The organism is Saccharopolyspora erythraea NRRL 2338 (assembly GCF_000062885.1).
In the GTDB taxonomy this organism is placed as follows: domain Bacteria; phylum Actinomycetota; class Actinomycetes; order Mycobacteriales; family Pseudonocardiaceae; genus Saccharopolyspora_D; species Saccharopolyspora_D erythraea.
In genome coordinates, this window is record NC_009142.1 from 7,339,012 (window position 1) to 7,356,697 (window position 17,686).

Sequence of the window (17,686 nt, forward strand, 5' to 3'; positions counted from 1 at the left end):
CGGCTGAGAAGGCTCGGGCCAGACGGTCAGCACGGTCCGATCAGCGCCAAGTTATCCGAAACGCCCCAGTCGGGGCCAATTCCCCGTGATTGCTCTCGCGGTGAAATCCAGGCCGGTCAGAGCCGTTTTTTCGTTGCGGCGAAATGACCTTTCGCGGTTGCGCGGGTCACGGGGCGCCGGAGGGGGCGTGGGAAAGTTCACTACCGGTAACGCGGTCCCTGCCAACCGAGCACACCTTGATCACTCCTCGTGATCAAGACGGCTTTCCGGGTGAGCGACGGCATCAGCTCACCCTCGCCGACCTTGCGGGTTTCGCCACAGCGGCCCGGGTGGCCCGTGGAGAATGTCGGCGTGCCCATTCCAGACGACGACACGACCCTCGCCGGCGCGGGCCGGATCATCGCCGACCGATACCGCCTGGAAAGCCGGCTCGGCGGCGGCGCGATGGGCACCGTGTGGTCCGCCATCGACGAGCTGCTGCGCAGGCCGGTCGCGGTCAAGGAGGTGCGGCTGCCCCCGGGCATGCCGGAGGAGGAGGCCGCCGAGCTGCGCGAACGCGCGCTGCGCGAGGCGCGGGCCATCGCGGTTGTCACCCACCCCAACGTCGTGACGCTCTACGACGTCGCCCGCGAGGCGGGCGAGCCGTTCGTGGTGATGGAGCTGGTGCCCTCGCAGAGCCTGGCCGCGGTCCTCGACGAGCACGGGCCGCTCGACGACCACCAGCTCGCGCTGATCGCCGACGGCGTCGCCTCGGCGCTGGAGGCCGCGCACCGGGCCGGGATCGTGCACCGCGACGTCAAGCCCGGCAACGTGCTGATCGGCGACGACGGGCGGATCAAGCTCAGCGACTTCGGCATCTCCCGCAACATCTCCGAGCAGACGATCACCCGGACCGGGATCATGCTCGGCACCCCGGCGTTCATCGCGCCGGAGATCGCCTCCGGCGACGGCGTCACCGCCTCGGCCGACCTGTGGGGGCTGGGCGCCACCCTGTTCGCCGCCGCGGAGGGCAGGCCGCCCTACGACGCCGGCGACGACCCGGTCGCCACGGTCACCGAGGTGGTGCGCGGGCCGGTGCCCTCCAGCGCCCGGCCGGGACCGGTCGGCGAGGTGATCGCGGGCCTGATGGTCAAGGACCCCGCCGAGCGGATGTCGCTGACCGAGGTCCGCCGCCGGATGCGGCACCTGATGCCGGAGCCGGGGGCGCGCCCGTTCGCGATGCTGCTCGACCCGGAGGCGCCGACGGTCCGGGTGCGGCGTCCCGCGCAGTCCGTGCCGCGCCGCCAGGAAACCGAGCGCGAGCCCGCGCCCGCGCCGCTGGCGAGCGACCCGGGCGTGCTGCCTTTCATGCTCAAGGACCCGCCGCCGGCGGCGCGGCGCCGTTCGCCGCTGGCGGCCACCGCGCTGGGCCTGGCCTCGGTCGTGGTCTTCACCCTCGCGCTGGCGGGCGGCTTCGCCGCCGCCCGCACGCTCGCCGGGGACACCGTGCTGCCCGTGCCGCCGGCGCAACGGCCGGCCCCGGAACTCGTCCCGGTCCGGCTCGACACGCAGCACTCGTCGGACTCGGGCACCGGTGCCTTCGAGATCACCGTGGCCGAGAACTGGGCGGTCTTCCAGGGCGAACACGACGAGCTGACCAACAGCAAGGCGGTGTCGTTCGTCTCGCCCGACGGCAGGAGGGAGGTCGCCGTGGAACGCTTCGGCGGCTTCTTCCGCGGTGGCCACGACGTGGACGACTACCTGGCGGCGCTGCCGGAGATGGCGGCGGGCTCCAAGGGCCTGTTCACCCTGCACTCCGACGTGGCCGAGCCGGCGGGCGCTGGCGAGCGGCGGCTGAACTACACCTCGGTGGAGGTCCCGCTGACCGGCGGGCAGGGCAGGCTGAGCCGCTCGACGGTGGCGAGGCTGATCCCGAGCGGCGACGACCTGTGGCTGGTGCGGGTGACCGTCCCCGCGGAGGCCGCCGCGAAGGGCCAGGAGCTGTTCGACACCGTGGTGCCAACCTTCCGCCGCTTCTCCTAGCGGGACCGCCGTCAGTTCACTGTGGACACAGCTTCCCCTGTGCAGCGACCGCGTGCTGCGCCGGACGGACGCCGCGTTCACCCGTACACCCGGAGTCCGTACGGCCTTCCGCGCGCATGCCCGTTCGCCCGCGCGAGCGGGGTGAACACCGCATTCCCCGCACCGCGCGCGCCACTAAGCTCTGCACCGTGACGGCTACGACTACCACCGACGCGCACGCGGCGGCCTCGGCGATCGCCGACGCCACCGGCATCCAGCGGCACGACATGGCAGTGGTGCTCGGCTCGGGCTGGCAGCCCGCGGCCGAGGAGATCGGTGCTCCCGAGACCGAGATGCACATGTCCGACCTGCCCGGCTTCGCCCCGCCCAGCGCCATCGGCCACAGCGGGAAGGTGTGGTCGGTGCCGGTCGCGGGCAAGCACGTGCTGGTGATGCTCGGGCGCACCCACATGTACGAGGGCAAGGGCGTCGAGCCGGTCGCGCACGGGGTGCGCACCGCCGCCGCGGCGGGGTGCCGGACGGTCGTGCTGACCAACGCGGCCGGCGGCCTGCGCGAGGGCATGTTCGTCGGGCAGCCGGTGCTGATCAGCGACCACGTCAACATGACGGCGCGGTCGCCGCTGGTGGGCGCGGACTTCGTCGACCTGACCGACCTGTACTCCCCGCGACTGCGCGACATCGCCCGCGAGATCGACTCCACGCTCGAGGAGGGGGTCTACGCGGGGCTGCCGGGCCCGCACTTCGAGACGCCCGCCGAGATCCGCATGCTGCGCGGGCTCGGCGTCGACCTGGTCGGCATGTCCACCGTGCTGGAGGCGATCGCCGCCCGCGCCGCGGGCGCCGAGGTCTTCGGCCTGTCGCTGGTGACGAACCTGGCGGCCGGTCTCAGCGGTGAGCCGCTGAGCCACCAGGAGGTGCTCGACGCGGGCCGGGCGGCGGCGAGCCGGATGGGCGGGCTGCTGCGGGCGCTGGTGGAACGGGCCTGAGTTGAGCGGTCTGGACCCCCAGGTGCGGGAGGCGGCCGAACGCTGGGTCGCCGGTGACGTCGATGCGCGGGCGCGGGACGAGCTGCTGGAGCTGCTCGGCGCGGCCGACGCGGGTTCCGCCGACGCCGCCACCGAGCTCGCCGACCGGATGTCGGGCATGCCGACGTTCGGCACGGCCGGTCTGCGCGGCCCGGTGCGGGCCGGTGCCAACGGGATGAACCGCGCGGTGGTCGTGCGCACCACCGCCGGTGTCGCGGAGTGGCTGCGCGAACGGGGCCACGGCGGCGGGATCGTGGTGGTCGGGCGCGACGCGCGGCACGGTTCCGAGGACTTCGCCGCCGACGCCGCCGGGGTGCTCGCCGCCGCCGGCTTCGACGTGCGGGTGCTGCCCGCGCCGCTGCCGACGCCGGTGCTGGCGTTCGCGACCCGGGCGCTGGACGCGGTGGCGGGCATCCAGATCACCGCCTCCCACAACCCGCCGCAGGACAACGGCTACAAGCTCTACCTGCGCGGCGGCGTGCACCTGGTCGGTCCGGCCGACACCGAGATCGAGGAGGCCATCGCGCGGACCCCCGACGCCGCTTCGGTGCCGCGCAGCCAGGACTACTCGGTCCACCACAGCGCGTTGGAGGACTACCTGGCGCGGGTGGCAGAACTCTCGAAGGGCTCCCCGCGGCCACTGCGGGTCGCCGCGACGGCGCTGCACGGCGTCGGCGCGCGGCCGCTGCGCGAGGCGCTGCACCGCGCCGGGTTCGACGACGTGCACCTGGTGGCGTCGCAGTCCGAACCCGACCCGGACTTCCCCACCGTCGGGTTCCCGAACCCGGAGGAGCCGGGAGCGACCGACGCGCTGCTCGCGCTGGCCGCCGAGATCGAGGCCGACCTGGCCATCGCCCTGGACCCCGACGCCGACCGCTGCGCGCTGGGCATCCGCGAGGACGGGCGGTGGCGGATGCTGCGCGGCGACGAGACCGGCGTCCTGCTCGCGCAGCACATCCTGTCGGCGCTGGACCGCCAGGCGCACCCGGACCCGCTGGTCGCCACCACCATCGTCTCCTCGACGATGCTGCGCTCGATCGCGCAGGAGTTCCGCGCCCGCTACGACGAGACGCTGACCGGCTTCAAGTGGCTCGTGCGCGCGGGCGACGGGGCGGGCACCGGCCTCGTCTACGCCTACGAGGAGGCGCTCGGCCACTGCGTGGACCCGGAGTGGGTGCGCGACAAGGACGGCATCTCGACCGCGGTGCTGGCCTGCGACCTGGCCGCGCACGTGGCCGCCGACGGGCGCAGCATCGCCGGGTTGCTCGACGCGCTCGCGATCTCCCACGGCGTGCACCAGACCGGGCAGGTCTCGGTGCGCGTGACCGACCTGGGCGTCATCGCCGAGACGATGCGCCGGCTGCGGCGGCAACCTCCGGCCGAGCTGGCCGGTTCACCGGTGGAGGTCCAGGACCTGCTGCCCGAGACGGACGCGCTGGTGGTCACCGGCGCGGGCGGACTGCGGGTGGTGATCCGTCCGTCGGGCACCGAACCGAAGCTCAAGTGCTACCTGCAGGTGGTCGAGCAGGTCACCTGCGGCACGATCGGCACCGCCAAGCGCGAGGCGGCGCGGCGGCTCTCCGAGCTTTCGACCGCGGTGACCGAGCTGGTCGCTTCCTGACTCCGCCGGTCAGCTCTTGCGGCCGACGCCGACGTAGACGCCGTCCTGCGGCGGTTCCTCCTCCGCGTCCCAGGCGAAGCGCCACACCGGGGCGCTGACCACGCCCGGCTCCACCAGCTCCAGGCCCTCGAACATGGCGACGACCTCGGAGTAGGTGCGGAAGTACATCGGGTCCCTGCTGCGCTTCATGGCCTCGACCACCGCGGCCATCTCGCCGGGCATCTGGTCGGCGGTCAGGTGCGACAGCGCCACCAGGCTGCCCGGGGCCAGCGCGGACCGGTAGCGGGAGAGGATCTTCCACGGGTCCCGCTCGTCGGCCACGAAGTGGAAGATCGCGACGGTGAGCAGCCCGATCGGCCGGCTGAAGTCGAGGTGCTCGCGCACCGCGGGGGCCTCGAGCACCGCCTCCGGCTCGCGGAGGTCGGCGTCGACGACGATGGTGCGCGTGTCGTCCTTGAGCAGCAGCTCGCTGTGGGCGACCGCGACCGGGTCGTAGTCGACGTAGACCACGCGGCAGTCCGGGTTGGCCTTCTGGGCGATCTCGTGCACGTTGCCCGCGGTGGGGATGCCCGAACCGAGGTCGAGGAACTGCGTGATGCCCTCGTCGACCATGTACTGCACCGCGCGGTGCAGGAAAGCCCGGTTCGACGCCGCGATCCGGCGTCCCTGCGGCTGCACCTCGAGGACCTTGTGCCCCACCGCGCGGTCAGCGGCGAAGTTGTGCCCACCGCCCAGCAGGAAGTCGTAGACGCGCGCCGCGCTGGGCACCTCCACGTCGATGTTCGCCGGAACCCAATGCGCTTCCTCAGCCATGAGCCACCTCGTCCGGGTCGTTCACTCCTTCGCCGGCCGGGCGGGTGAACCGCGAAGCCGCTGCCGCGACCGGGTGATCGATCGACCACCGTACAGCCGAACACGGCTTGGGAGGATGCACCCAGAAGGATGATTGCGGGTACCTCGGAGGGCGCGGACCGGCGGCCGTTGGTGGCAGGCGCGGTGTCACAACCGGTAGGCGTTGCACGACGGCGCCGCAGACGGCACCCTCGCGACGTGCCTCGTTTGCTGATCGTCCACCACACGCCGTCGCCGAACCTGCAGGCCATGCTCGAAGCGGTCATCGCCGGTGCCACGACCGACGAGATCGAGGACGTCGAGGTGGTCCGCCGCGCCGCGCTGGAGGCCACCCCGTCCGACGCGCTGGCCGCCGACGGCTACGTCCTGGGCACGCCGGCGAACCTGGGGATGATGAGCGGGGCGCTGAAGGTGTTCTTCGACCTCGCCTACTACCCGTGCCTGGACTCGACGAAGGGCCGCCCGTACGGCCTGTACGTGCACGGCAACAACGACACCACCGGCGCGGTCCGGGGGATCGAGTCGGTCACCACCGGCCTGGGCTGGGAGAAGGCGACTCCCAACGTCTCGGTGACCGGGGAGCCGGGCAAGGAGGACCTGGAGGCGTGCTGGGAGCTCGGCGCCACGGTCGCCGCCGGCCTGATGCCCTAGCCGATCGGTGCCGCGGCATTCGCCGATCCCGCGGTGCTCCGACAATTGTTCCGCAACGCGCGGAGAGCCGCGGAAATGCCGCGGCAGCGCGGAAAATGCGGCCGTCCGGCCCAATTCGCCGAACACACCGGGCAGTGCGGCCGAACGTCGGGTGAACGGCCGCCGAAGGGTGTGCGCAATGCGGCATCACCGAATGCCGCCCGCTCGCATGTTCGTTCAGCGTTCGACCGAACGAATTCGGGGGCGGTCATGGCCGGAATTCCCTGGGAGATCGTTTTCGCGGTCCTCGGTGTCGTGGTGCCGATCGTGGCGGCGCTCTACGAGTTCGTCGTCGTCGGCCGCAAGCGGCTCGGCTACCGCGTGCAGATGGACACCACCGCAACCGACGCGGTCTCCTCCAACCACTCCGGTGCGCTCCAGGAGCTGCGGCTCGGCGAGAACGGCGAGCGGCTGAGCGCCCCCTCGTTCGTGCTGCTGCGCATCGAGAACACCGGCGCGACGCCCATCGACACCAGCGACTACGCCGTGCTCGACGACGACAAGGTGGGCATCCGCATCAGGTTCCCGGGGCGGCGCGTCGCCGGGATGGTGGTGACCGAGCTCAGCGACGACTTCCTGCGCCCGGCCTTCGGCGCGGACTCGGGCCTCAGCGTGCGCGACGACGTCATCGAGCTGCCCAAGGTGCCGCTGAACCGCACCGCGCACTACAAGGTCCTGGCCGCGCTCGACGCCGCCGGCGGTACGCCGGAGAACTTCGAAGACCCGGAGATCGTCGGCGGGATCAAGGGCGGCGTGGGCCGCGGCGGAATCCACGAGACGCGGAGCCAGACCGGGACACCGCGCAAGGCCCTCGCACTGATCGGGTTCCTGGTGCTGCTGATCATCGCCCAGGCCGCGGTGTCGCTCGGAAGCGGCTCGGCACCGCTGGACTGCGCCACCGGCAGGCTCAGGGTCCTCGGGTCGACGGCGTTCGCGCCGGTGCTGAAGGAGGCGCCGACGCCTACCGCCGCACCTGTCCCGGCGCCGAGATCGCCATCAGCACCCAGGGGAGCACCGGCGGGTTGCAGGGCTCGACCGGGAAGGCCACGTGTCACCCGGACTGCTGGCGTTCTCCGACGGGGCGAAGGGCGAGGGCTACCCGCAGTTGCTGCCGCGCCCTATCGCCTTCTCGCTGTTCACTCTCGTGGTCAACCGTGAGGCGGGTGTCCAGGACCTCTCGCCGGAGCAGATCCGGCGGCTCCACGCCGGGGAGATCGTCAACCGGCGGCAGATCGGCGGCAACGACCTGCCCGTCCGGCTGGTCAGCCGGTTCTCCGACCCCGGCACCCGCAGGACCTTCGAGCAGCGGCTCCTCGACGGCCGCCGCGAGCCGGGCGACACCTCCGACGACTGCGCGAACCCGGCTCCGGGCGCCCCGCCGGGCGTCGTCCGCTGCGCGCGGGCGTCCACCGGGGACGTGCTGGACGCGGTGGCCGCCACACCGGGAGCCCTCGGCTACAGCGAGGGCGGGGCCGCCTCCGCACGCGACGACCTGCTGCTCGTGCGCATCGGGGGCCACGCGGCGACACTGGAAGGCGCCGACTACGGGGCGTATCCGTTCTGGGAGACCGAGTACGCCTACACCTACGGGGAGCCCGAGGCCGACTCCCCGACGGCGAGCTTCCTGCTCTACCTGACCAACGTGGTCGGCAAGGACATCGTCCGCTCGCACGGTCACCGCCCGTGCGCGGAGCCGGCGAATCCCGTGCTGTGCCGTCCTTCCTGACGGCTCCGGCGTTCGGTCCCGGATCCTGGTGAGCAAGGTGGCGCGATCGGGTGAGATTCGCCATGCCATCCGGTGCGGTGCCGTGCGGAAGCGCGAATCCGCCTGCCGGACCGGGGTCCGCCACGACGCGCCGGGCGGGCCGAAGTTGTCGGGTCCGTCACAGCGGAACGCCCGCCCCCGCGCACGGAGCGCTCGCGGGCGCTCTCAGGGCAAACCCAGTTGATCTTGCTGATGCGCGCCGGGTTAACCTGATCAGGTCGTCGGGGCGCGCCCCCGGACGGCGGTACGGGTGCCCTGAGCAGAGCCCGCCTTCCCTCATCAACGTGCGATGTTCAGGGCACCCCCGTGCCACCCGATGGTATATGCCAGGAATTCTCGGACCGGTCCTGCGCGGCCCGCTCGGGGCGTCGATCGGGTATCAATTCAGACTCCGTTTTGTTCGACCTGGTCAGGGCATAGGGGTTACGCTTCGTCAGGTGAGTGAGGAAACGATCGAACTCGAACTCGACGACTCCGGCGTCTCTGTGGATCTCCCTCAGCCCTCCCATCCGAACGATCAGGTGCAGGGCGTCCCATATCGGCCGGTCGAGTTCCGTGACGACGATCTGCCGACCGCCTTGGAACGGTCCGCGCGCTGGCTCCGCGAAGCGCAGACGTGGCTGGGCGAGCCCCTGGACGTCATCGCGGTCCACCTGGACTACGACGACCGCAACGGCGAGCCCTATTACGACGTGAAGTTGCTCTGCAACGAGGAGGATCTGGCGGGCGCGCCGGTCGCGCTGCGCAAGCAGTCAGCAGAAGCCGCAGGCTGATCACCAGACCGACCACCGAAAGCAGTCCGCAGCCGAGTTCGCCGTGGCCCGCTCCACGGCGAACACCGGCCGCCGGAAGTCTGCGGCCCCCGAAATCCCGTTCGGCGCCACTACCGCGCGAAAGCCGCCGCGCAGCGCCCATCTCCAGCGCAGCGCTCAGCTCCAGCTCAGCGCTCAGCTTCCGCGGCAGCGCTCTCTCCGCGGGGCGGCTGCGTTCCCGCCGCTTCTCACGACGTGGTGCGGCGTCCTTTCCACCGCACGGTGCCCCGCGCCACCCGCGCCGCCCCGTCCAGCAGCACCCCGCCGAACAGCGCGCCGGTCAGCGGCGCCAGCGGGGCCAGGCGGGAGTCCGCGCGCATCAGCTTCGCGGTGCGCGCGTGCGCCACGCCCTGCGCCGCCCAGCCGGCCAGTCCCACGGCCGCGAGCGCGGGATTCCTGCCGCGCAGCCCGGCGAGCGTCGCCACCGGAGGAGCCAGCGACAGCGCGATCTGGCCGAGCCCGCCGGCGAGCAGGACCGGTACAGAACCGCGCGCACCGGCCACGAAGCTCTTGCGGAAAGAAGCCCAGCCCTGCACGAACGGGTCCATCCCGCTGGTCGTGACGTGGTCGGCGCCGTCGACGAGCCTGGTCGTGCCGCCGTGGTCGCGCACGGTCGTGGCGATCGCGACGTCCTCGTTGCGCATCGACGCCAGCGTCCGCCAGCCGCCGATCTTCTCGTAGTAGGAACGCCGCAGCGCGAGGCAGTGGCCGATGGCGAACGCCTTGCGGCCCCGTCCGTCCGGTGACGCGTTCTCCCCGATCATCTGCAGGCCCGCGGGCATCAGCAGCGGCCAGGACGCCGAATGCCCCGCAGGCGGTCCGCCGGGCGTGGACACCAGGTCGGCGTCGACCTCCTCGGCGGTGGCGAGCAGCCTGCCGAGCAGGTCCGGCGCGAGCACGGTGTCGGCGTCGACGAACAGCAGCCACTCCCCCGCGTCGGCGGCACCGGCGCGCTCGATGCCGACGTGCATCGCGTGCACCTTGCCCGCCCAACCCGGTGGCGGCCCCTCCACGCGCACGACCCGCACCCTCGGGTCGACCGCCGCGTGGGCGCGGCCGATGTCGCCGGTGCCGTCGGTGGAGCCGTCGTCGACCAGCACGATCCGCAGCGTGCCCGGGTGCGTCTGCGCGCGCAGTCCGGTCAGGCATTCGTGCAGGACACCGGCCTCGTCCCGGGCCGGGACGACGATGGTCACCGGCGGCGGGAGAGGGGTGTCGGACGCGGCCGTGGCCAGCGGGACGACCGCGCGCGTCCTGGCCACCGTCCTCGCGCTGCGGTAGACCGACCCCGCGACCGCCAGTGCCATCACGCTCCGCAACGATCCGCTGCTCTGAGAACCCACGCCGGAGAGGGTCGCCCGCAACGGGCGAACCGGCATAGATCGGAAACGCGAATTCCACACGAACAGCGCATGGCCGTTGCACGCAGGCCGGGTGGCACCAGCACCGGGCCTTCAGGGTTTGTCATTGAGCTTTGAAGCGGCGCAGCCACTTGGCCCCCGGCCATCGGCACCGACACGCCGACAGGCACTCAGACCTTCGGGCGGGCCCACTCCTCGAGCCGCTCGGCGATCTCCGGCAGTTCGCGCTGGTCGCGGCCGACCTCGCGGACCAGCTCCAGCGCCTCGTCCTCGTCGGCGTCGATCCACCAGCCGTTGACGTCGCACATCGTGACCGCGGCGACCCAGCCGAGCCGCCAGTTGCCCGCCGCCAGCGGGCGGGTCCGCACGATCGAGTCCAGCAGGGCCGCCGACTTCAGCCAGAGCGTGTCGTAGGAGGGTGCTCCCAGTACCTCCGCCCGCGGCCGGTACGCGGCGGAGTCGAGCAGACCGCTGTCGCGCACCACCAGGTCACCGGCGGTGATGGCGGTCGCGAGCAGCAGCAGATCGGACGCGTCGAGGTAAACGATCACCGATCAATGGTCGATCATGCGGGTCCGAGGCGCTCCAGCAATCCCCGATAACGCGGCAGGACGCGCTGCATGACGTCGTCGAGCCTCTGCTCCTTCTGCTGACGCGCCCAGCGCTCGGCCAGCGCGCTGCGCACGACTTCCTGTTTGGAGCGGCCTTCGGCCGCGGCCAGTTCGGCCAGCCGCCGGTTCTCTTCCTCGGTCAGACGCAGTGTCATGGCCATGCGGGGATGGTATCTGCCTGATACCACTGATCACCAGACCGCCGATCGGTTGCCCCGTCCGGCGGTGCGCCGCCCGCGAGCCCCCGGTGCGCGGCCTCCACGAGCTCTCCGTCCTCGGTGTCGCCGTCGAGCGACCAGAGCATCATGCCGCCCAGGCCGCGGTCGCGGACGTACTCGGCCTTGCGCGCGATCTCCACGGGATCGTCGTAGGTCCAGAACGTCCCGCCTTCGTACAGCCAGGCGAATCCGGCTGCCTCGTCGCGGTGCCGAGCGCCAGTGCGGTCTTTCAGCACCCGGTAGCTCTCGTGGCCGGGTTCGAAGGTCCCGCGCGCCGGACCGGCCGACGGCTGGAACAGCCCGTCGCCGTGGGCGTGCACGCCGCTCCAGCCGCTGCCGTGGCAGGGAGCGCCGAGGACGAGCTTGTGCGCGGGCGCGCCCGCCTCGATCCACGCCCGCACGCCCTGGTCGAGGCTCGGCCGCCCGGAAGCGGGATCGCCTGCGGGACTGCGGATTCCGGACTGGTGGTTGGTCGTCCGCTCGAACGCCCCGTGCAGGTCGTAGCCCTGGAGATTGGCGGAGCTGAGCAGGTCGAAGACCTCCGGCACCTGGTACCCGGCCCGCATCCGCTCCGGCGCGCACGGCAGGAACGCCGTCAGCTCGAGGGTCCGGCCCGTCTCGGCGCCGAGCGCGTCGAGCCGGGTGCGCCATTCCCGCAGCAGGGCGGTGAAGTTGGCCTTGTCCGCCGGGTCCGCCACGGTGCCGGGACCACCGTCGGAACCCGGCCACTCCCAGTCCAGATCCACGCCGTCGAACACGCCCGCGGCATCGCCCTTCAGCCACATGTCGATGCACGACTCCACGTGCGCCGCACGGGATCGCGGCGTCGCCGCGGCCGCGTGGAAGTGCCGCGACCAGTTCCAGCCGCCGATGGCGACGACGACCTTCAGGTGCGGATGCTCGGCCTTGAGCTGCCGCAGCTGGTTCAGGTTGCCCGCCAACGGCTGGTCCTCGCTGTCGGCGACGCCGCTGACGGCCTCCTCGGCGCCGAACCGGCGTTCGCGGTCGGCCCACGGGTCGCCGCACACCGCCTCACCGGAGGCGTCGAGGTCGCCGAAGGCGTAACCGAGGTGGGTCAGCCGGTCCGCGACGGCGCTGACGTCGCGCACCAGGTAGCCCCGCTGGTGGATCGACCACTGCGGGTAGAAGCCGAACAGCCGCACTCCCCGACGGTCGGCCACCGCCGGGGAGTGCGCAATCGGAGAGATCCTCGGGGGTGCCGGCCCCGCGCGACGGGGGATTGGAACGCGGGACCGGCCCCAGGGCTGCGACCAGCCCCGCTCTCAGCCGCCGAGACCCTGGTCGATGGCGGCCATCAGCTCGCCCTGCGGCGTGTCACCGTCCATCGACCAGACCATCGCCCCGCCCAGCGCCTTCTGCTTGACGTAGGCCATCTTGCGCTTGATCTCGGTCGGGTCGTCGTAGGTCCAGAACGTCGTGCCGTCGAAGAGCCACGCGAACCCCGCCTGCCCGTCGCGGTGCAGCTGGAACGAACCGGCCCTGGCCTTCAGGAGCTCGTAGTCCTCGAACCCGCCCTCGTAGCGGCCGGGCGCGGGCCCGGTCGAGGACTGGAACAGGCCGTTGTTCTGGTTCGGCACACCGGTCCAGCCGCGCCCGTAGAACGGCACGCCGAGGACCATCTCGTCCGCGGGCGCGCCCCGGTCGAGCCAGGCGTTGACGGTCTGGTCGATGCTCCACTTCTCAGGGTGCGGGTCGCCCGCCGGGCTGTGGATCGCCGACTGGTGGTTGGTCGTCGGCTCGTAGGCCCCGTGCAGGTCGTAGCCCTGGATCGTGCCGAAGTCCAGCAGGCCGAACACCTTGGGCACCTCGAAACCGGCGTCGATCTTCTTCGGGTCGGCGGGCAGGAACGCCGAGATCTCGTAGGACTTGCCGAGCTCCTGGCCGACGGCGTCGAGCTGCTTGCGCCACTCCTGGAGCAGGGCGGTGAAGTTCGCCTTGTCCGCCGGGTCGACCACGTTGCCGGGTCCGCCCTCGGAACCGGGCCACTCCCAGTCCAGGTCGACACCGTCGAAGATCCCGGCCGCGGCGCCGGCGCCGCCCTGCGGCTCGCCGCCGAGCTTGGGCAGGTTGCCCCGGATCCACATGTCGACGCAGGACTTCACGTGCGCCGCGCGGGACTCCGGGGTCGCGGCAGCGGTGTGGAAGTTCTTCGACCACGTCCAGCCGCCGAAGGAGATGTGGACCTTCAGGTGCGGGTACTTGGCCTTGAGCTGCTTGAGCTGGTTCAGGTTCCCGGCGAGCGGCTGGTCGTAGGTGTCGGCCTGGCCGCTGACGGTCTGGTCGGCGGTGAAGCGGCGTTGGTAGTCCGCCCACGCGTCGCCCTCGCCCGCCTGGTTCACCTGGAAGCACTTGCCGGACGCGTCGAGGTTGCCGAACGCGTAGTTGACGTGCGTGAGCTTCGCGGCGGAGCCGGAGGTGTCGAGGTTCTTGACGAAGTAGTTGCGGTCGTAGATCGACCACTGGGTGAAGTACCCGACCCTGCGGTTGGCCGCCCGCGCTTCCGGCACCTCGGCGGCGGTCGGGGCTTGGGCGGCGGTGGGGGCTTGGGCTGTTGCGGGGGACGGAGCGGCGGCGGGGGTCGCCGCGAACGTCGGCGGGGCGGCCAGTGCCATTGCGAGGACACCGGCGGCCAGTGCCGGTAAACGCCAGGGGGTTCGAGCTGAGGACATAGCACAACTCCTGGGGTTTCGGGGATGACCTGCCACCCGCCCGACGCCCGGGGGAAAACGGCGGCGGTGCGGGAGAACATGGCTCGGACCATGTTCCGATAAGGTCTAGACCACCGGTAGGCCCGTTCGGCGTCACTGCATTGCTCGCGTGAGGCGGGGTGGGGGGTTGCTGGCCGGAGTGGCGCTCGCGGCGCGTGGCGATGACGGCGGGCGTCACGGCGCACGGAGTGCGGCGGTGGCACGGAGCACGGAGCACGGCGCTGGGGGACGGTGGGGCGGAGTGCGGCGGTGCAGCTCGGCGCGGGGGGATGGCGCGGAGGGCAGCGGCGCGGTGGTGCGGAGTGCGGCGGTCCGGAGTGCGGCGGTGGCAGAGCGGCGCGGGGGGATAGCGCGGCGGGGGCAGCGGTGCGGGGGAACAGCGGTGCGGCAGCGGCGCGGGGGGGACAGCGGTGCGGCTGCGGCGGCGCGGGCCGGGTTCGCGCTCACCTTGGCAGGCGCGCCTCGAAACCCCAGTTGGCGCGAATTCAGCGGGTGCGCGACCGCCCTGAAGCAGCCGAGAACCGGGGCGGCACGCACCTCGGTGCGGGCGGTCGCGTCACCTCACCACCGCCCGCGCCGAGCACGCTGGAGCCGGATCGTCCGGAGGTCGGTCAGACCGCGCCGTACTCGCGGTCTCCGGCGTCGCCGAGGCCGGGGACGATGTAGCCGGAGTCGTTGAGGCGTTCGTCGACGCTCGCGGTGACCACGCGCACCGGCAGTCCCGACTTCTCCAGCCGGTCCAGCCCCTCCGGCGCGGCGAGCGTGCAGATGGCGGTCACGTCGCTCGCGCCGCGCTCGGCCAGCAGGTTGATCGTGTGCACCATCGAACCGCCGGTGGCCAGCATCGGGTCGAGCACGAAGACCGGGCGGCCGGCCAGGTCGGCGGGCAGCGACTCCAGGTACGGCGTCGGCTGCAGTGTCGTCTCGTCCCTGGCCAGGCCGACGAATCCCATCTGCGCCTCGGGGATCATCTTGTGCGCCTGGTCGGCCATGCCCAGTCCGGCCCGCAGCACCGGCACCAGCAGCGGCGGGTTGGCGAGCCGGTAGCCCGTGGTGCGCGCCACGGGGGTGTGGATCATCTCCTCGGCGACCTCGGCGTCCCGGGTCGCCTCGTAGATCAGCATGAGGGTGAGTTCCTGCAACGCGGCGCGGAAAGCCGCACTGCCCGTGCGCGCATCGCGCATTGTGGACAGTCTCGATTTCGCCAGCGGATGCTCTACGACCCGGATCTCCATGGCCAACAACAGTAACCGGTCACCCGGCCCAGGACTCCAGCCCGCGCATGATCACTTCGAGGCCGAACTCGAAGCGCTCGTCACCCTCGCCGGCCATCAGCGACGGCAGCAGCGCGACGATCGTGGGGAAGGTCTCACGCGGCAGTTGGGAGAAGTAACGCTCCACTTGGGACATCCGCTCCCCCAGTTCCTCTGCGGGTAAGCCGAACGCCGCACTGCGTTCCAACGCGACCGCGTTCGGGTAGAGCGCCAGCAGGTCCGCGGCGAAGGCGACCACGCGGTCCGGGAGCCCGGCCGACCGCAGGATGGCGAGGACGGCCTCCATCATCGCCAGCGCGTTCGGGCCGGTCGGCGCGGGCGTGCGCATGACGACCTGGGCGATGCCCGGGTGCTCGGCGAACACCCGCACCTGGTCTCGGGCGATCTGCTTGAGCTGGTCACGCCAGCGGGCGGGGTCGGGCTCGGGAACCGGGATCTCGCCGATGACCAGGTCGAGCATCAGCTCGTGCAGCTCACTTTTGTTGCGCACGTAGGCGTACAGCGACGCGGCACCGGTGCCGAGCTCCTGGGCGACGCGGCGCATGCTCACCGCGTCGAGCCCTTCGCGGTCCATCAGGCCGAGCGCGGTCCCGACGATGGCCTCCAGGCTCAGCGGTTGCCTGCCCGCCCGCGACCTGCCCGCCCGCTGCTGCCACGGCGGAACCGGAACCGACATCCACGAACCTCCTCCGACTGCCGCGAACACTGTACTGGAGACGAACGGCGTTCTTGACACGAACTCTGTTCGCGAATAGAACGGTGTTCGTCAAGGCTTGCGAACACCGTTCGATGCTGAGTAGGAGCGCCGATGACCACGACCAACACCAACACCGGGATGACTGGCGGGCAGAGCGGGCGGAGGAGCGGGGACGGACCGATCGGCGTGGAGAACGGGGCGGTCGAGGCGGAGAACGGACCGATCGGACCGAAGGATGGAGCCATCGAGGTGAAAAGCGGAGCGATCGGACCGAAGGATGGAGCGGGGACACCGGTGCTCATCGCGGGGGCCGGGCTGGCCGGCTTGTCGACCGCTGTCTTCCTCGGCCTGCACGGCGTGCGCGCCGTGGTCGTCGAGCGCCACGCGAGCACCTCGACGCACCCGAAGGCCCGCGGCCAGCGGCCGCACACGATGGAAGCGTTGCGCCTGGCGGGCTTGGAGGAGTCCTTCGCCGCCGCTTCGCCGAAGAGCCGCGGCTTCACCATCCGGATCGCCGAGAGCGTGCGCGGCCCGGTGTTCCGCGAGATCGTGCACGACACGTTCGTGCAGCTCGGCCACCTGACGCCCGCCGGATCGGCCGACGCCAGCCAGGAGAGCGCGGAGCGGATCCTCGCCGCCCGAGCCCGCGAACTCGGCGCCGACCTGCGCTTCTCGACCGAGCTGGAGAGCTTCGAGCAGGACGGCCACGGCGTGACGGCGACCGTCCGCGACCTGACCAACGGCGAGCGGAGCACCCTGCGAGCCGGCTACCTGGTCGGCGCCGACGGCAACCGGAGTCCGGTCCGCGAGGCGCTGGGCATCGGCACCCACGGCGAGGGGTCGTTCGGGCACTACATCCACTGGACCATCCGTGCCGACCTCGCCCCGCTGGTCGGCGACCAGCAGGTGCTCTACTACCTGCGCAATCCCGAATTGTCGGGAGCCAGCGGCGTGGTGTGCAGCACCGACGACCCCGACCGCTTCATCGTCGCCGTGGCCTACGACCCGGCCGTCGAGGACGAGTTCGACTTCCCCGACGAACGCGCGCTCGAACAGGTCAGGATCGCGGTCGGCGTCGACGACCTCGATGTCGAGATCCTGGCGCGGGCGGCCGTCGAGACCGGGATGCACGTCGCCGACCGGTTCAGCGCGGGGCGGGCGCACCTCGTCGGCGACGCCGCCCACACCATGCCGCCGCAGGGCGGCATGGGAGGCAACACCGCCGTGATGGACGGCTTCTACCTGGCGTGGAAGCTGGCCGCAGTGGTCAAGGGCGAGGCGGGACCGTCCCTGCTCGACAGCCACGACGCCGAACGCCGTCCCGTGGGCGAATGGATCGCGCGCAACCAGTACAACAACGCGATCTACCGCAACGCCCGTCCCGGCGACGCGCAGCGCGATGCGGCGGGCGAGGCGGAACCGCCGATCGAGGACCCGGGGCTGCTGTGCTTCGGCTATCGGCACAACGGCGCGATCGTGGCCGAACCCGGCGACGAGGGCGAGCTCCTGGAGGACCCGACGCAGCCCACGGGCCGACCGGGCTCTCGCGCACCCCACGTGGTGCTGCGGAGCGGGGGCGGGGGTTGGAGTGGGGGTGGCGTCGAAGGCCCTGGCGGGGGCGGTAGCGGCGGCGGGAGTGGGAACGGCAGCGGCAGCCGTAAAGGCGAGGGCAGCGGTGGGCGCGATGGCCTGTCGACGATCGACCTTTTCGGGCGCGACTTCGTCCTCTTGGCTGGTTCGGAGGACTGGGTCCGGTCAGCGGTCGCGGTCGGTGACTCCCTCGGCGTGGGGCTGACGGCGCATTTGATCGGCCGAGCCGGGTCGGGCAGCGGAGAGTTCGAAGGTGAGTGGGCAGACGCCTACGGCGTGTCGGAACAGGGGGCTGTGCTCGTGCGGCCCGACCGATTCATCGCCTGGCGGAGCGTCGGAGCGGGGACTACGGCGGAGCTGGAGAAGGCTTTGCGGACCGTGCTGGGGCGGTGAGGGGGTGGCTCACCTTCAGGGCGGGG

General features: G+C 71.9%; 16 protein-coding genes. 8 read left to right on the top strand and 8 right to left on the bottom strand.

What is annotated here, in order from left to right; translation table 11 throughout:
- Positions 1-351: 351 nt before the first annotated feature.
- The 3 genes from SACE_RS31485 (at position 352) to SACE_RS31495 (ending at position 4,668) form a co-directional block, all read left to right on the top strand.
- Positions 352-2,022, top strand: a complete 1,671-nt coding sequence (locus SACE_RS31485; protein ID WP_011875074.1) for a serine/threonine-protein kinase — start codon at positions 352-354, stop codon at positions 2,020-2,022.
- A 188-nt stretch (positions 2,023-2,210) separates the two neighbouring features.
- Positions 2,211-3,008 (top strand): purine-nucleoside phosphorylase, encoded by a 798-nt coding sequence (locus SACE_RS31490; protein ID WP_009945070.1) that lies wholly within the window; start codon positions 2,211-2,213, stop codon positions 3,006-3,008.
- Position 3,009: 1 nt separating this feature from the next.
- The gene (locus SACE_RS31495; protein ID WP_009945069.1) at positions 3,010-4,668 is read left to right on the top strand and encodes a phospho-sugar mutase; all 1,659 of its coding nucleotides are present in this window, start codon (positions 3,010-3,012) and stop codon (positions 4,666-4,668) included.
- A 9-nt stretch (positions 4,669-4,677) separates the two neighbouring features.
- Here the strand turns inward: SACE_RS31495 and SACE_RS31500 are convergent, their stop codons facing one another.
- Positions 4,678-5,481, bottom strand: a complete 804-nt coding sequence (locus SACE_RS31500; protein WP_011875075.1) for an SAM-dependent methyltransferase — start codon at positions 5,479-5,481, stop codon at positions 4,678-4,680.
- 237 nt (positions 5,482-5,718) lie between these two features.
- Here SACE_RS31500 and SACE_RS31505 point away from each other — a divergent pair, with 237 nt between their 5' ends.
- The 4 genes from SACE_RS31505 (at position 5,719) to SACE_RS31520 (ending at position 8,748) form a co-directional block, all read left to right on the top strand.
- Entirely contained in the window at positions 5,719-6,171 is a 453-nt protein-coding gene (locus tag SACE_RS31505) for a flavodoxin family protein (RefSeq protein WP_009945067.1), read from the top strand.
- 249 nt (positions 6,172-6,420) lie between these two features.
- On the top strand, positions 6,421-7,368 hold the full coding sequence (locus tag SACE_RS39590) for a hypothetical protein (RefSeq protein WP_009945065.1): 948 nt from the start codon (positions 6,421-6,423) through the stop codon (positions 7,366-7,368).
- Complete coding sequence (locus SACE_RS39595; protein ID WP_011875077.1) at positions 7,259-7,936, top strand: substrate-binding domain-containing protein; 678 nt, start codon at positions 7,259-7,261, stop codon at positions 7,934-7,936. Before SACE_RS39590 ends, SACE_RS39595 begins: the two co-directional genes overlap by 110 nt.
- Positions 7,937-8,412: 476 nt before the next feature.
- Complete coding sequence (locus SACE_RS31520) at positions 8,413-8,748, top strand: hypothetical protein (protein ID WP_011875078.1); 336 nt, start codon at positions 8,413-8,415, stop codon at positions 8,746-8,748.
- Positions 8,749-8,975: 227 nt separating this feature from the next.
- Here SACE_RS31520 and SACE_RS31525 read toward each other — a convergent pair whose 3' ends face one another.
- The 7 genes from SACE_RS31525 to SACE_RS31555 form a co-directional block, all read right to left on the bottom strand.
- The gene (locus tag SACE_RS31525) at positions 8,976-10,130 is read right to left on the bottom strand and encodes a glycosyltransferase family 2 protein (protein ID WP_197537718.1); all 1,155 of its coding nucleotides are present in this window, start codon (positions 10,128-10,130) and stop codon (positions 8,976-8,978) included.
- Positions 10,131-10,318: 188 nt separating this feature from the next.
- Entirely contained in the window at positions 10,319-10,699 is a 381-nt protein-coding gene (locus SACE_RS31530; RefSeq protein ID WP_009945059.1) for a type II toxin-antitoxin system death-on-curing family toxin, read from the bottom strand.
- A gap of 14 nt (positions 10,700-10,713) precedes the next feature.
- Positions 10,714-10,920 carry a ribbon-helix-helix protein, CopG family gene (locus SACE_RS31535; RefSeq protein WP_009945058.1) on the bottom strand — a complete coding sequence of 69 codons (207 nt, stop codon included), beginning with the start codon at positions 10,918-10,920 and terminating at the stop codon, positions 10,714-10,716.
- The gene (locus SACE_RS31540) at positions 10,911-12,158 is read right to left on the bottom strand and encodes a glycoside hydrolase family 18 protein (protein WP_011875079.1); all 1,248 of its coding nucleotides are present in this window, start codon (positions 12,156-12,158) and stop codon (positions 10,911-10,913) included. The genes SACE_RS31535 and SACE_RS31540 overlap by 10 nt, the downstream gene beginning before the upstream one ends.
- Before the next feature lie 102 nt (positions 12,159-12,260).
- Entirely contained in the window at positions 12,261-13,610 is a 1,350-nt protein-coding gene (locus SACE_RS31545; RefSeq protein ID WP_011875080.1) for a glycoside hydrolase family 18 protein, read from the bottom strand.
- Between the two features lie 707 nt (positions 13,611-14,317).
- Positions 14,318-14,941 (bottom strand): uracil phosphoribosyltransferase, encoded by a 624-nt coding sequence (upp, locus tag SACE_RS31550; protein WP_009945055.1) that lies wholly within the window; start codon positions 14,939-14,941, stop codon positions 14,318-14,320.
- A 19-nt stretch (positions 14,942-14,960) separates the two neighbouring features.
- The gene (locus tag SACE_RS31555; RefSeq protein WP_009945054.1) at positions 14,961-15,656 is read right to left on the bottom strand and encodes a TetR/AcrR family transcriptional regulator; all 696 of its coding nucleotides are present in this window, start codon (positions 15,654-15,656) and stop codon (positions 14,961-14,963) included.
- Between the two features lie 132 nt (positions 15,657-15,788).
- Between SACE_RS31555 and SACE_RS31560 the strand changes: the two genes are divergently transcribed.
- Positions 15,789-17,660 (top strand): FAD-dependent monooxygenase, encoded by a 1,872-nt coding sequence (locus tag SACE_RS31560; protein WP_021341393.1) that lies wholly within the window; start codon positions 15,789-15,791, stop codon positions 17,658-17,660.
- Positions 17,661-17,686 lie beyond the last annotated feature (26 nt).

Bases quoted from the DNA above. Each gene is read 5' to 3' on its own strand.
- SACE_RS31500 (WP_011875075.1), bottom strand. From the start codon at position 5,481: ATGGCTGAGGAAGCGCATTGGGTTCCGGCGAACATCGACGTGGAGGTG.
- SACE_RS39590 (WP_009945065.1), top strand. From the start codon at position 6,421: ATGGCCGGAATTCCCTGGGAGATCGTTTTCGCGGTCCTCGGTGTCGTG.
- SACE_RS31535 (WP_009945058.1), bottom strand. From the start codon at position 10,920: ATGGCCATGACACTGCGTCTGACCGAGGAAGAGAACCGGCGGCTGGCC.
- SACE_RS31545 (WP_011875080.1), bottom strand. From the start codon at position 13,610: ATGGCACTGGCCGCCCCGCCGACGTTCGCGGCGACCCCCGCCGCCGCT.
- upp (WP_009945055.1), bottom strand. From the start codon at position 14,941: ATGGAGATCCGGGTCGTAGAGCATCCGCTGGCGAAATCGAGACTGTCC.
- SACE_RS31555 (WP_009945054.1), bottom strand. From the start codon at position 15,656: ATGTCGGTTCCGGTTCCGCCGTGGCAGCAGCGGGCGGGCAGGTCGCGG.
- SACE_RS31560 (WP_021341393.1), top strand. From the start codon at position 15,789: ATGACCACGACCAACACCAACACCGGGATGACTGGCGGGCAGAGCGGG.